Source organism: Mesorhizobium sp. 113-1-2 (assembly GCF_016756475.1).
GTDB classification, from domain to species: Bacteria; Pseudomonadota; Alphaproteobacteria; order Rhizobiales; family Rhizobiaceae; genus Mesorhizobium; species Mesorhizobium loti_C.
This window is the reverse complement of the sequence record NZ_AP023242.1, coordinates 3,486,275-3,500,424: the sequence shown is the minus strand read 5'-3', so window position 1 is coordinate 3,500,424 and position 14,150 is coordinate 3,486,275. Positions and strand designations below refer to the sequence as shown.

Below are 14,150 nucleotides of genomic sequence, written 5' to 3'. Positions count from 1 at the left end.
CTTCCATCGATCATCGCTGGATCAAGGCGGTTCAATCCTATCGAAAGACCAGACCCGATCGGCCAGGCCTTGGTTGCCTGGTCCGTTCGATGGCGACGAGAAGCGCGCCCGCCGCCATCAACGGCAAATGGGCATCGGCAAGGCAGAGCGGTAAAAGCATCAAGGCCCAGCAGGTCGCCACGCACCAGCAGGCCAAGGTGAGGCCGAAAAGCAGCGGATCGGTGAACGCCGCCACGCCGAAGATCGACAGCCGCGGACGCAAGTGACATCGGGCAAGGCAACGTGCCCGTGCCGGACTGACCTGCCAGGCCAGGCCTGCCGCGGCAACCACCAGCCCGGCGCCCAGTTCCGAGCCGGTCGAGCCGTGCAGGAGGTAGGCCGTCAAGATCAGGAACACACAGACGACCGTCCAGATCGACAGGTAGCCGGCGATGAAGAGCAGGATCGCTCGCCAGCGATGCCGTGACAAGGAGCGATACCACAAATGCAGAAACGGTCCGGCGAGCGCCGGCGCCATCATCGCGACCACCATCAGCACCGATCCACCAGCAAGCGCCGGCCAGCCGACTGTTTGTATCGCGAAGTCGAGAGCGAACACGCCTTGAGGAATTAGGGCGTTGGGCGGTCCCCCGCACAGCAGCGGCAGCGCGACATGAAGCCGGTCACCCCCAACAATCAGCAGCCATGCACACAGGCTGACGCTCCAGAGCAGAAGCCCGAGCGGGCCGAAACCCCGTGCCTGTAACCATTGTCTCAGCATCAGCTCGACTGACGATAGATGCTCACGCGCTTGATCGAGACCCCTCCCGCTCCAACCGAACTCACCGGCACGAACAGCACGGACAAGTTGCTGAGGTCGGCATTGCCGGACAGATGCAGCCGGTCGATCGTATCGGTGATCTCCAATACTTTCGTCATTCCCGAACCGCCATGCGGTTTGGCCATGTTCGTCGCGGCGCGCGCTCCAAACAGCGACACCACCCCTGCCAGATTATCGGGATGCGCCGCCGGGTCGGCGCCTTCTGGCAGCCCGACATAGACGTCGAACACGGCGGCATTGTTGTCGCTGGTGATGTTCTCGAGGTTCAGAAACACGCGGTCCGGTTCGGGGACAGACCGTGCCGCGAACTCGTTCAGCTTGAAGCTGTTGGTGACTTTGCGGGCGGTCGGCTTGTCGACCTTGATTGTCGTTGACGTGGGCGCGTTGGAGAGCGTGACGGCCTTGGCGTTGGCGCCAAGCAATTCGACGATGGGCTTTTTCGCCACGGAACTGACCTCCGGACCTGCAACGCCTTGGGCGCCTGGTATCACCATGCTCAGCGTTTTCAGCCTGATGCTCAGGCGCTGTTGCCCGGCAAAGGGATCACTGGTGTCTTCATAGACATAATTGAGCGCTGGTGCGGTTGTGTCGAGCATATCTTTCGGCGCAAATCGTTTGCGGGTTCCATCGGGCTGCGGAAGAATGAACTTGTGCCGCCCGGCCGGGCCGTTGAGCCATGAAGAGAGGGTCGGGTTCTTGTGACGTGCGTCACGCTTGCGCCAGACCTCCCACAGCCGGTCGATATTGGCATGGTGCAGCCAGAAGATGGGATCGAGCCCTGCCGTCTCCGGCATCGACATGAGGCCCGCGAAACGCCAGTCGTTTGGATCTTGACCGGCCTGGCTTCCGCCCACTCGCCCGTGCACCACATCATGCGGCACCTGCTCGAGCCAGCCTTCATGATCGCGATCGGCGTCATGCTGGAACGGCGTGCGCACACCGCCAAAGCCGGGTGAACCGTTGGTGACGCCCTCGAACTGCCCATCGGTCAGCGCGGTCTTGGTATCCACGTCCTGTGGCCGGATGACCACCACGCCGTCGCCGCGGCCGTAGCGTCGTTTGTCAAACAGCGGATTGTCGCCGCCATCGGGCCAGACGTTCTTTGCGAAGGCTTCAGGAAGAGCGCGGGGATTGGCGACGGCCTTGCTGTTGTAGTCCCAGTAAGGCAGCGCCCAGTCCACCGGCGCGCCGGGCAATTTCGCGATGGCAGCGCGAACAATGGCTTCAAAAGCCGCGAGATAGCCGCGGTGCCAGGGGACGAAATACCAGCCGTGATGCTGACACTGGCCTTGATCCTGGTTCTTGAATTCAGGCGTCTGCGGCAATTGCTCGGCAGGCTTGAGCCAGCCGAACTCACGCCAGATCTGTTCTTCGATACCATGGATAGCGGCAAGATATCGCCAACTGGTGACATCCGGGAACGGCCGCGCCTTAAGGGCCTGCACGCCACGAGCATACCACAGCAAAACAGGATCCCAGGGCTGCGCAAGACTCCAGACGTTTCGCCGAATTCGAGCCATCGTCTCCCCCTTTGTTTAGCATGGAGAGTATATGCTCGAACGAGACCCGAATCCATTTGAATCCAAAAGTCTGTTCAAAGTAATTCCAAAAAATTTTAGCTATCGGACCACCGACAAGATGGGCTGATTTCGGAAAGATCATGCTCGAACAAACAGATAGGGGCAATCTCGATGGCATCGAGAGCGAACAGGATGCGGAATCCGCTGCCGTCGCCTTCGCCTTGGCGAGTCATCTCTCAATATTCGCGCAAATGCAGAAAGTGGCTTCCGAACCGCTGAGGCAGTTCCGCGCTGTCTCATTCGAAAAACGGGGCGTCGACCGAGGGACGCGGCGAACCTGCCGGCTGACTACGTCGTCTCGCGCAGGATCACCGTCGGTTCCATCAGCACCGTCCGGCGCGGATGTGAGGGGTCGTCGAGAAAATCGATGAGCGCGCCGATCGCCAGGGCGCCGGCTTCGGAAATACGCCGTTCGATCGTCGACAGAGGCCGCACCAGCAGCGGCGCGATGTAGATGTTGTCGAAGCCCATCACCGCGCAGTCCTCGGGAACGCTCAAGCCGCGTTCGCGCAGCGCCACCGTAGCCCCCATCGCCAGCATATCGCTCATGCAGCACATAGCCGAGAAGCTGGTGCGGTCGAGCAGCGTGCGGGTGGCCACCAGTCCAAATCGATGGTTGAACGCGCCGCACTCGATCAGGTCGGGATCGACCGGCAGCCCGGCCTCGCGATGCGCCCGCTCGTACCCCGCCCGCCTGATTTTGGTGTTCGACGCCAAGGGATTGCCGCTGACAAAGGCGATACGCGTGTGTCCCGCCTCGATCAGATGGCGCGCCGACAGGAAAGCGCCCTGCTCGTAATCCGTATCGATGCGCGCGGCCAGGCAATCGAGGTCCGGAATTTCCCGGTCCATCGAGATCACTGGAATCCTGAGCCGCTCCAAAAGGTCGACCTCCGGAATGAGGTCGCTCGCGGCGAGCACGATGCCATCGACGCCGTGACTGGCAAGGAAGGTCAGATGCGCCGCCTCCTTTTCTGGATCGGAGTCCGAATTGCACAGGATCGTCGAATAGCCGCGCTCGCGCGCGGCCTGGTCGCAGGCGCGCACCAGCTCGGTGAAATAGGCGTTGAGGATGTCCGGCACAATGACGCCGATGACGCGCGAACTGCGGGTGATCAGCGAGCGGGCAATCGAGTTCGGCGTGTAGTTGAGTTCCTTGACCAGCGACCAGATCTTTTCGCGGGTCTGCTCGCCGATCGACTGGTCCTTCCGGTTCAGGACCTTTGAAACGGTTGCCGCCGTCACGCCAGCCAGCCGGGCGATATCTTTGATCGTTGTTGCCACAGTCCCTCGCCACTCGACGAACAATGGCCTGTTGTTAGCCGCCATCGCTACATCGCCACGCGACTAGCACGGATCGCGATCCCAACAAACAGGTCGCGTCATCCACAGCCTCTGCCGTCGATTTGACAACCAGTCGGAAAACATCTAGGTAAACGTTTACCTACGTTAATTCAACGCTGTTTTCTGGCGATGAGCAGGCCTGCCCGGCGCAGGCTTGTGTGACGCCGGACGGGAGGATCTATGCGTTTTCGAACCAGCCTGCTTCGCGAGGATTGCTGAATGCCGGAGGCGTTGAAGTCACCCGGCACGGTCGGATCGCAGCAATCCGCTCCGACAAAGCTATCAATCGAGAATCTCAACGTCCGCTTCGGTTCCGTCACTGCTTTGAGCGATGTCAGCCTCGACATCTCGGACGGCGAATTCGTCTGCATCCTCGGCGCCTCCGGCTGCGGCAAGAGCACGCTGTTCAACGTCGTTTCGGGTCTGCTCAAGGCGACGTCGGGAAAGATCGTGCTCGACGGCCACGATGTCTCCAACCGGCCGGGCCAGGTCGGCTACATGCTGCAGAAGGATCTGATGCTGCCCTGGCGCACCGTGCTCGGCAACATCACACTGGCAGCGTCGCTGACGCGCGGCGCCACCGCGCGGGACCGCGTCGAGGCCGCCGAGCTCGCCAGCCGCTACGGCCTCGGCGACTTCCTCAACCATTATCCGCATGCCCTCTCCGGCGGCATGCGCCAGCGCGTCGCCATGATGCGCACCATCGCCGCCGGCCGCCAGGTCATGCTGCTCGACGAGCCGTTCGGTGCGCTCGACGCGCAGACCCGGCTTGGCATGCAGCAATGGCTGCTGCAGCTTTGGCGCGACCTCAAGCGCACCGTCCTGTTCGTCACCCATGATGTCGACGAGGCGATCTATCTCGCCGACCGCATCGTGGTGATGACGCCGCGCCCCGGCCGCATCGCCGAAATCCTCACCGTCGACCTGCCCAGGCCCCGGCCGCTGGAAGTGCTGACGACCGACATTTTTGTCGGCCTGAAGCGGCAGATCATGCAGCACCTCTACCACTGAAGCGCACGGGGACCACTCGAATGAACACACGGTTTGGGGCAGCAGCGGGGCCGTTCTTGATCTGGATCGTGGCCATGGTGCTGATCGTGGTCGCCTGGCAGCTGCTGGTCTGGGTCACCGGGCTTCCCGCCTATGTCATCCCGCCGCCGGCCCAGGCATTCCAGACGCTCTACGACAACTGGCCGCGGCTCTCGGTCCTCACCGGCCAGACGCTCTATGAAACCGCCATCGGCTACGTCATCGGCGCCCTGATTGGCTTCGTGCTTGCGCTCGCCATGGGTCAGATCCGTGTCGTGCAAAGGCTGGTCATGCCGGCCTTGATCATTTCGCAGGCGGTGCCGATCGTCGCCATCGCCGCCCCTCTGGTCATCATCTTCGGCTTCGGCCTGATGCCCAAGCTGATCATCGTCGCCTGGATCGTGTTCTTCCCGGTCGTCGTCAACGTGCTCGACGGTCTCGCCTCGGTCGACCGCGATATGCTGAACCTCGCCCGCCTGATGGGCGGCGGGTCCTTGCGCACCTTCGCCATCGTCAAGCTGCCGGCCTGCATCGGCCCATTGTTTTCCGGCCTCAAGATCGGCGCCACCTATGCGGTGACCGGCGCCGTCATCGGCGAATGGACGGCGTCGTCCAAACAGGGCCTCGGCACCTATCTGCTTACCGCCAACGCGCAGATGAACACGGCCGGCGTCTACGCCGCCATGCTGCTTCTCACCGTCATCGGCGTCGGCTCGTTCCTGCTCGTCTTCGGGCTCGAAGTGCTGATGACGCCTTGGCGCTCCCGCTCCACCGCACCGGCCTGGGCTCAATGGAAGCCCACGCAGGCCAGCGCCGCAGCGTGATTTTGCCACCAATTTTCAACCAGCCGACAACAACCAAAAAGGGGAATGCAATGCACAGTGCTTACACCAGGATGATCTCGGCAACCGTTGGCCTGCTCGCCCTCGGCACCGCCTTCGGCGCGGCTCCGGCCAGCGCCTCAGACCTCACCACCGTCCGCTTCGTCTATGACTGGGCGAGCGCCGATTTCGAGCTGATCCCGACGCTGGTCGCCCAGCAGAAGGGTTTTTATGAAGCCGAAGGCATCAAGGTCGATGTCATCTTCCCGCCGGACTCGCAGACCACGGCCCGGCTGCTCGCCGTCGGCCAGGCCGAGATCGGCTTCGAGGCCACCACCGACGTCGTCTTCGGCGCTGCCCAGGGCATCCCGATCACCTCGATCGGCCTCTACACCAAGAGCAACAATTGGGGCCTGTTCGGCCGCCCCGGCGAGCCGCTCTCGCTCGACAATCTGAAGGGCAAGTCGATCGCCATCTACACCGACTCCTGGACCAAGGCGATGATGCCCTTCGTGCTCAAGGCCGCCAAGCTGACCGAGGACGACGTCAAACTGATCATCGCGCAGGATTCCGACACCAATCTGCTGCTCGCCGGCAAGATCGACATCGCCACCAACACGGAAAACTATCTGGTGCCGCAAGTGCAGGAGACCTTGAAGAAGGACCCGACCAGCCTCGTCGGCACGGCCGCCGGCGCGCCCAACGTGCCGGTCTGGACCTACACGGCGTCGACCGCCTATCTGGCCGACCACGGCGACATCGCCAAGAAATGGATGCGCGCCACCATCAAGGGAACCGAATGGGCCGCCGATCATCCCGACGAGGCAGCGGAAATGTTCACCAAGGCGTATCCGGAAGGCGGCAGCCTTGCCTACAACCTCTCCGGCTGGAAGCTGACCGCAGCCCTGATGAAGGGCGACACCGGCTACATGATGCAGGAAGACAAAAACTGGCTGCCGATCGCCCAGGCGCTGAAGGACACCGACCAGATCAAGGAAGTCCTCCCCGCCTCAAAATATTATACCAACGAACTGCTGAAATAAGCGCTGCGGCGCTCCTCAACGAAGGAGCCATCCTCAAAGGGTGGCCCCTTTGACCCACACAAAGAGAATGGACTTATCAGGCATGGCCAAGAGCAAAATCATCGTCGATTGCGACCCCGGCGTCGACGACGCCATCGCGCTGCTTCTGGCCTTTGCCTCGCCCGGCGAGATCGAGGTCGTCGGCATCACGACGGTCATCGGCAACGTCTCGCTGCCGCTGACCACCCGCAATGCGCTGCGCATCACCGCCATGGCCAGCCGCCAGGACATTCCGGTTTACGCCGGCTGCAGCAGGCCGATCATCCTGCCGCGCGTGCAGCGCGGCGCCTCGGTGCACGGCACTGACGGCCTTGGCGACCTCGGCATGCCAGATGCCACGCATGAGGCTGAGAGCCGGCATGCGGTGGATTTCATCATCGACACGATCCTGCGTGAGCCTGGCCAGATCACGCTCTGCCCGATCGGCCCGATGACCAACATCGCGCTGGCGCTCATCAAGGAGCCGTCCATCGCGACCAAGATCAAGGCCATCGTCTTCATGGGCGGTGCCGCCTTCAGCCCCGGCAACACCGCGACCGATGCCGAGTTCAACATCTGGATCGACCCGCATGCCGCGCAGGTGGTGCTTTCGTCAGGCATTCCGATGACCATGTTCGGCCTGGACGTAACCCGCCACGCGACGCTGACCAAGGCGCGCTTCGACCAGCTCGAGCGCGACGCCAGCCCGATCATGCAGACCGCCATCGCCATGATGCGCCGCTACGGCAGCGGCGATCCCGCTTTGCACGACCCCTGCGTGACGGCGTTCCTGATCGACCCGACTTTGTTCAAGGGCGTTGACGCGGAGATCGAGGTCGACTGCGATCAGGCCGGCGCCTACGGCCGCACGCGGGCGGTGGAAAACGGCGTTGGCAACGGCAAGCCGATCCACGTCATCACCGAGGTGGATGATGAGCGGTTGTTCCAGTTGATCGACCAGCGGCTACGGCTGCTGTAGCGTCTTCGGCGGGGCAATCACGTAGGGTGACGCCCATTCTTCAATCGATCCATAGCCATCCAAACGCCGCCTCCTCTCACCACTCCGCATAATCCCTTGGGGTTATGGCCGCCTTGCGCCGGCTAAGTCATGTTTCGCCTCAACTTCGAGAAATGCAACCGGAGCGCCTTCGCAAACGCCTGATCTCCAGGCGCCGGCCGGCCTCCGGAAAAGCATCGCAAACAAGCTCCCCGGAGGCGGAACAATGCAAGACACAATCAAACTCGACCGCGCGCTCGGACTCTGGTCCGTCGTGCTCTTCGGCCTGGCCTACATGACGCCGATGATCGTCTTCGGCACCTTTGGCGCGCTGGCCGCGGCCAGCCAGGGCACCACCGCCATGGCCTATCTCGTGGCGGCGGCTGCCATCCTGCTCACCGCCATCAGCTACGGCGTCATGGCGCGCGTCTATCCCGTTGCCGGCTCGGCCTATACCTATGCCCGCCGCTCGATCAGCCCCAGCATCGGCTTCCTCGTCGGCTGGGCGGTGCTGCTCGATTATTTCTTCCTGCCGATGGTGATCTGGCTGATCGGTGCCGCCTATCTCGCCTCGGCCTTCCCCGCGGTTCCGACCTGGCTGTGGATCGTCGGCTTCATCGCGGTGACGACCGTGGTCAACGTCGTCGGCATCGCCTTCGCCAACCGCGTCAATTTCATCCTGATGCTGGTGCAGCTCGGCGTGCTCGTCGCCTTCCTGTTTCTGGCCGCCCGCTATGTCGTGGCGCTGAACGGCGCCGGCGGCCTCGTCTCGGTCACGCCTTTCTTCAAGACCGGCGTGCCGTTCTCGGCCTCGGTCGCGGGTGCAGCGATCGCCGCCTACTCCTTCCTCGGCTTCGACGCGGTGTCGACGCTGACCGAGGAGACCAGGGATCCCAGGCGCACCATGCCGAAGGCGATCCTGATCATCGCGCTCGCCGGTGGCGTGATCTTCATCGCCTCGGCCTACATCACGCAGCTCGCCCATCCCGGCATGGACTTCGTCTCGGTCGACGCCGCCGCCACCGAAATCGCCAAGGCAATCGGCGGCGACCTGTTCGTCACCATCTTCCTGGCGACGCTGGTCGTGGCGCAGTTCACCTCCGGCCTTGCCGCGCAGGCCAGCGTCGGCCGGCTGCTCTACGCCATGGGTCGCGACACCGTGCTGCCGGTCTCCTTCTTCGGCAATCTGCATCCGAAATGGCACACGCCGATCCTCAATTTGATCCTGGTCGGCGTGGTCGGGCTCGCGGCGCTGACGATGGACGTCACCACCTCGACATCCTTCATCAATTTCGGCGCCTTCCTCGCCTTCACCGCCGTCAACGTCTCGGTGATCGCGCTCTATCTCAAGCGCGACCAGCAGGTGCGGCCGCTGGGCGTGCTGATCGGACTGGTCGTCCCGGCATTGGCGGCGGTCTGCGACCTCTTCCTGCTGTGGAACCTCGACGAGAACGCCAAGGTGCTCGGCCTGGTCTGGCTAACGGTCGGCATCGTCTATCTCGCCTACCTCACCAGCTTCTTCCAGGTCGCGCCGCCCGAGATGGATTTCGCCGAATAAGGACGGGCGGCGGCCTTCTCACATCGGTGCAGGCCGCCGCTCCATCTCGTTGTTAGGAATCGGAAAAGCCGGCATCCCGTTTGGCCAATTCTAGTTGATAGATACTTCGCGGATGTCTTCTGCGTCGCCATATCTGAAGAGATACGGTCAACGCAACGTAGCCAAATAGGGCAAGCATGCTCCAGAGAACACCGAGATCGCTCATGACCGCGGCGAGAAGAAGCACCGAGGCAACCACGGCCACGGCGTAATACAGGACAGAGGCCCAGACATATCGTTCCATCTGCGAGCTGCTCATTGGTCACTCCCGGCCCGAAAGTGCGATTCACAACTCACCGGCGCCGAGCGATTCATTGCGTTTGGGCCTAGGTCAAGAACAGCCGGAACAGTTCGGCCTGGCTGGATATTGCGAGCTTCGAATAGATCTGCCGGCGATGGACCTTCACCGTGTTGGGCGACAGCGACAGGACCGCGGCGAGCGAGAGGTTGGAATGTCCCTTGAGGATCAGCGTGACGATTTCGAGCTCGCGCCGGGTCAGCAGCGGATGCTCGATCCGCGCCGCCGGGGCCGCGTTCTTGATGTCGAGCGAGAGGCCGGGAACATGATACCAGTGCCGCGCCGCGAGCGCGCAGACGATGGGCGCGGCGGACCTCAGGCGCTCGAGTTCGTCCTCGGCGAAGACCGGCGCCGCACCGGTCCGCGACAGCGACAGCACGCCGGCAAAACCGTTCTCCAGCTTCAGCACGAAACCGATCTCGTCGCCGATCTCGGTGGTCGCGTAGTGCCGCCGATAATATTCGGTGTGCGCGAAATCGTCGGGCGCCAACTCCCGCATCACGATCATGCGTTCGCTGCCATCGCCGCGAACGGCGTCGTAGAACGGGTCCAGCACATAGGCGCCGGCAAGGTAGCGGTCGACGATGATCGAGCGCTCTGCGACGATCTTCTCATTGTAGAGGTCGAAGGCGCGGCCATCCGGCGAATAGAGAAAACCGTTCATCATCTGGAAGGGCGTCAGCAGCCGCAGCGCCGCCGCCAGCGCATCGGGAAATCCGCGCGAGCCGATCGCGGCCGCCGCGGCACCAAGGCCGGCATTCCAGACATCGAAGGACGGATGCGAGCCTTTGTCGGCGGACTTCATGGAAACGGCGGGGCCTCTCTTCCAGTTCAGGTGAGATTGTGCAGGTCCGCCACCCCCGAGCAAGCATGCTTTCCATTTCTTTGCGAAAACCAAAGCCGCCCGGCATGAATTCACCTCCGGAGACCCGAGCCATGACCCATCCGCTGGATCTGACCGCCAACGCGATCGCCGATGGCATCCGCATGGGCGCCTTCAGTGCGCAGACCGTGGTTGCCGAGTCCATCCGCCGCGCCAAGGCTGTCGGCGACAGGCTCAACGCCTTTGCCGTGATCCGCGAGGAGCAGGCGCTGGAGGCCGCCCGCCTGGCCGACCGTGCCGTAGCACGCGGCGATGCGACCGGGCCGCTCCTTGGCGTGCCATTCGCGGCCAAGGACCTGACGCCGACATCAGGCGATTTGACGACGCTGGGCTCCTGGACGAAGGGCGATTGGGTGCCCGAAGAGACGGCGCTGTGCGTGCGCCGCCTGCAAGCGGCCGGCGCAATCCTGATCGGCAAGACGACGACGCCGGAATTCGCCTTTTCCTCCTTCACCAACAGCCCGCGCTGGGGCGTGACCCGCAACCCCTGGAACCCGCAGCGCACCAGTGGCGGCTCCTCCGGAGGGGCGGGGGTGGCGGTGGCAACGGGCGTGGTGCCATTCGCCGAGGGCACCGACATGGGCGGCTCGGTGCGCATCCCCGCCGCCTTCTGTGGCGTCGTCGGGCTGAAGCCAAGCCTCGGCCGCATCCCGATGACCATCCTGCCCAGCGTCTTCGACAACATCTCGCATTTCGGGCCGCTGGCACGCAACGTCGCCGACGCGGTCGCCTTCATGCAGGCGACTGCGGGCGGCAGCGACGAGGACATCACCTCGCTGCCGATCGGTTTTGATGTCTTAGCCGCAAGGGCGGGTGAGTTGGAAGGCAGGCGCTTCGCGCTGTCGCTCGACCTTGGCTATTACCAGATCCAGCCGCAGGTCGAAGCCGTCATCCGGCAAGCCGTCACCGAGATGCGCAAAGCCGGCGCCATCGTCGACGAGGTGGCGATCGGCTGGACGCGCGCCGTCAATGACGAATGGTTCGATCTCTGGTGCGTCTTCATGTCGGCCTTCTTCGGCGACGAGCTTGCCGGTCATCGCCACCATATGGATCCGTCGGTGGTCTCGATGATCGAACGCGGGCTGGCGATGAACGCGACCGCCTACAAGCGGGTGGAACTGCTGCGCACCGCGATGTGGCGGGACATGGCGCGGCTTTTCGAGCGCTACGATGCCTTGCTGTGCCCGACCTGCGCCATCACGGCACCACTCGTGAGCGAGACCGACGACGACTATGTGGCGACGCTGCCCGATGGCCGCTTCAAGGGCCTGGACCTGACCTGCCCCTTCAACATGCTGCCGCAACTGCCGGCGCTGTCGCTGCCCGCCGGGTTCGCGGAAGACGGATTGCCGGTCGGCCTGCAGATCGTCGGGCGGCGCTTCGCCGATGAGGACGTGCTGTCGATCGCGGCGGCGGTGGAGGCACGGCTGGCGGTCGCCGGGATCAATGCGGATCGGTTCGCTGCCGCAACTGCAGTCAGGGCAATCGCATAAGGTAGCGCCACCCCCCACTCAGTTTCACCCAAACCTAGCCGCCATCCACGCCCCGCCCGCCGCATTCGACTCCACCGCCGCCGCGACGAACTTCACCCCGCGCGCGCCATCCACCACATCCGGCACCTGCGCCGCGCGCGCTGCATCCACCGCCCCACCAGAGCGATGCGCCCGAATGATATCCGCGGCGTCGCGGTAGAAATTGGCGAAGGCCTCGATATAGCCTTCTGGATGCGCCGCCGGCATGCGCGACACGCGCCGGGCCTCCGCCGTCGAACCATGGCCGCCGCGCACCAGCGTGCGGGTTTCCTCGCCGTAGGGCGAGAAGCGCAGTTCCTCCGGCCGGCCGCCCGACCATTCGAGCCCGGCTCTGTCGCCATAGATGCGCACGGAGAGGTCATTGTAGTGGCCGGGCGAGGTCTGGCTGGCCAGGATCGTGCCACGCGCGCCACCGGTCCAGCGCATCATCACATGCGCATTGTCGTCGAGCCGGCGTCCCGGCACGGCGGTGAACAGGTCCGCCGACACCGCCTCGGCCTCGCAACCCGAAATATAGCTCGCCAGATTGAAGGCGTGCACGCCGATATCGGCCAGCACCGCCGACTGCCCAGCACGCGCCGGATCGGTGCGCCATTCCGCCTGCTTCTGGCCCTCGGCGTCGATCGGTTTGGTCAGCCAGTCCTGGATATAGGCGCCATGCACGGACACGATCCGGCCAAGCTCACCCGCCATCACCATTTCGCGCGCCTGGCGCACCATGGCGTAGCCGGTGTTGTTCAGCGTGACGACGAAGCGTCGGTTTTTGGCGCGCGCCAGCGTCACCAGCGCTTCGGCATCATCAAGCGTCGTCGACAGCGGCTTGTCGCAGATCACGTCGATGCCCGCCTCGAGAAAGGCGGTGGCGATCGGCGCGTGCAGATGGTTGGGCGTAACGATGACAACCGCCTCGATGCCATCAGGCCGCGCGGCCTCGGCCAGCGCCATCGCATGGTAATCGGCATAGCTGCGTTCCGGCGCGATGCCGATCTCGGCGGCCGAGGCGGCAGCGTTCTCCGGATCGGACGACAGCGCGCCGGCCACCAGCACGATCTGGTCGTCAAGGCGCATGGCCAGCCGATGCACCGCACCTATGAAGGCATTGCGGCCGCCACCGACCATGCCGACCCTCAGGCGCTTGCCCGCCGACCCATCCGATGTTGCGTAGACCATGTTTTCTCCTCCGAGCCGATCATTGGCGACGCGCCAAGCGTCAAGCTCGGCTACCACTTTCGAACACAATTTCCAATTTCCATATTGTAATACGATTGTGCCGCGCTAGCCTGAGACTATGAGTGGGGCGGGCAAATCATCGGGACGATCTCTCAGCGACGAGGCGGCGACGCGCAAACGCGGGCGCTCTCTTGCCGCGCTGGGCTATATCCAGCCGCAGACCTATGAGGAACTGCGCGCGGTGCTGTCCTCCGGCACAGTGCATTTCCCCAAGCGGCTGCGCCAGGTGGCGATCTTCATGTGGCAGCATCCGAGCGATGTTGCGCTCGGCACCATCGCGCAGGTGGCCGCGCAGGCCGGCGTGCAGCCCTCGACGCTGGTGCGCTTTGCCCAGATCTTCGGCTATTCCGGCTTTTCCGATTTCCAGGGCCTGTTCAAGGAACACGTCAAAGGCTCATGGCCGGAAGCGCGCGGCGAGCCGCGCACCGAGGCGGAGCCCAATGCCGCCATGCATTTCCTGCACGGCATGGTCGGCGCTTCGCAGGCCTCGCTCGGCCGCATCGAGGCGGGCTTCGACGTTGAGCGTTTCGAGAAGATGGTAACGCTGCTGGCGGCGGCCGACCTGATCTACGTCATCGGCTCCAAGCGCGCCTTCCCGGTCACCGCCTATCTGTCGCTGACGCTGTCGCAGCAAGGCGTGCGCAACGTGCTGGTCGACAATGTCGGCTCCTCCGCGCTCGACCAGGTCGGCTGCATCGGCGACCGAGACGCTGTGCTGGCCGTCTCGTTCAGTCCCTACAATTCGATCACGCCCGACCTGGTCGCCGTGGCGCATGAGCGCAAGGCCCGCATCGTCACCATCACCGACAGCACCTTCAGCCCGCTGATCCCGTTGTCGGACAGCTGGCTGGAAGTGGTGGAATCCGACTTCGCCGGCTTCCGCTCGCTGGCGGCGTCGCTCGCCGTCGGCATGGCTCTGGTCCAAGGCGTCGCCGCGCGCCGCGGCACATGAGGTGCT

General features: G+C 63.9%; 13 protein-coding genes. 7 read left to right on the top strand and 6 right to left on the bottom strand.

What is annotated here, in order from left to right; translation table 11 throughout:
* Positions 1-37: 37 nt before the first annotated feature.
* The 3 genes from JN279_RS16880 to JN279_RS16870 all read right to left on the bottom strand — a co-directional run bounded on the left by JN279_RS16880 (position 38) and on the right by JN279_RS16870 (position 3,684).
* Entirely contained in the window at positions 38-760 is a 723-nt protein-coding gene (locus JN279_RS16880; protein ID WP_202353423.1) for a copper chaperone, read from the bottom strand.
* Positions 760-2,340 (bottom strand): tyrosinase family protein, encoded by a 1,581-nt coding sequence (locus JN279_RS16875; protein WP_202353422.1) that lies wholly within the window; start codon positions 2,338-2,340, stop codon positions 760-762. The genes JN279_RS16880 and JN279_RS16875 overlap by 1 nt, the downstream gene beginning before the upstream one ends.
* A gap of 348 nt (positions 2,341-2,688) precedes the next feature.
* Complete coding sequence (locus JN279_RS16870) at positions 2,689-3,684, bottom strand: LacI family DNA-binding transcriptional regulator (protein WP_202353421.1); 996 nt, start codon at positions 3,682-3,684, stop codon at positions 2,689-2,691.
* Between the two features lie 279 nt (positions 3,685-3,963).
* Here JN279_RS16870 and JN279_RS16865 point away from each other — a divergent pair, with 279 nt between their 5' ends.
* The 5 genes from JN279_RS16865 (at position 3,964) to JN279_RS16845 (ending at position 9,210) form a co-directional block, all read left to right on the top strand.
* On the top strand, positions 3,964-4,755 hold the full coding sequence (locus JN279_RS16865; RefSeq protein WP_202353420.1) for an ABC transporter ATP-binding protein: 792 nt from the start codon (positions 3,964-3,966) through the stop codon (positions 4,753-4,755).
* Between the two features lie 20 nt (positions 4,756-4,775).
* On the top strand, positions 4,776-5,597 hold the full coding sequence (locus JN279_RS16860; RefSeq protein WP_202353419.1) for an ABC transporter permease: 822 nt from the start codon (positions 4,776-4,778) through the stop codon (positions 5,595-5,597).
* A gap of 50 nt (positions 5,598-5,647) precedes the next feature.
* Positions 5,648-6,637 carry an ABC transporter substrate-binding protein gene (locus JN279_RS16855; protein ID WP_202353418.1) on the top strand — a complete coding sequence of 330 codons (990 nt, stop codon included), beginning with the start codon at positions 5,648-5,650 and terminating at the stop codon, positions 6,635-6,637.
* Between the two features lie 82 nt (positions 6,638-6,719).
* Positions 6,720-7,634 carry a nucleoside hydrolase gene (locus JN279_RS16850; protein ID WP_202353417.1) on the top strand — a complete coding sequence of 305 codons (915 nt, stop codon included), beginning with the start codon at positions 6,720-6,722 and terminating at the stop codon, positions 7,632-7,634.
* A gap of 244 nt (positions 7,635-7,878) precedes the next feature.
* Positions 7,879-9,210 carry an APC family permease gene (locus tag JN279_RS16845; protein WP_202353416.1) on the top strand — a complete coding sequence of 444 codons (1,332 nt, stop codon included), beginning with the start codon at positions 7,879-7,881 and terminating at the stop codon, positions 9,208-9,210.
* A gap of 52 nt (positions 9,211-9,262) precedes the next feature.
* On the opposite strand, the gene JN279_RS16840 is transcribed toward JN279_RS16845, so the two are convergent.
* On the bottom strand, positions 9,263-9,508 hold the full coding sequence (locus tag JN279_RS16840) for a hypothetical protein (protein ID WP_202353415.1): 246 nt from the start codon (positions 9,506-9,508) through the stop codon (positions 9,263-9,265).
* Positions 9,509-9,575: 67 nt separating this feature from the next.
* The gene (locus JN279_RS16835; protein ID WP_202353414.1) at positions 9,576-10,352 is read right to left on the bottom strand and encodes a helix-turn-helix transcriptional regulator; all 777 of its coding nucleotides are present in this window, start codon (positions 10,350-10,352) and stop codon (positions 9,576-9,578) included.
* Between the two features lie 131 nt (positions 10,353-10,483).
* On the opposite strand from JN279_RS16835, the gene JN279_RS16830 reads away from it, so the two are divergent.
* Entirely contained in the window at positions 10,484-11,923 is a 1,440-nt protein-coding gene (locus tag JN279_RS16830; RefSeq protein WP_244734631.1) for an amidase, read from the top strand.
* Between the two features lie 24 nt (positions 11,924-11,947).
* Here the strand turns inward: JN279_RS16830 and JN279_RS16825 are convergent, their stop codons facing one another.
* On the bottom strand, positions 11,948-13,132 hold the full coding sequence (locus tag JN279_RS16825) for a Gfo/Idh/MocA family protein (RefSeq protein ID WP_202353412.1): 1,185 nt from the start codon (positions 13,130-13,132) through the stop codon (positions 11,948-11,950).
* Positions 13,133-13,250: 118 nt separating this feature from the next.
* Here JN279_RS16825 and JN279_RS16820 point away from each other — a divergent pair, with 118 nt between their 5' ends.
* Positions 13,251-14,144: a MurR/RpiR family transcriptional regulator gene (locus JN279_RS16820; RefSeq protein WP_096448020.1), complete on the top strand. Its 894-nt coding sequence runs from the start codon at positions 13,251-13,253 to the stop codon at positions 14,142-14,144.
* Positions 14,145-14,150: the final 6 nt, after the last annotated feature.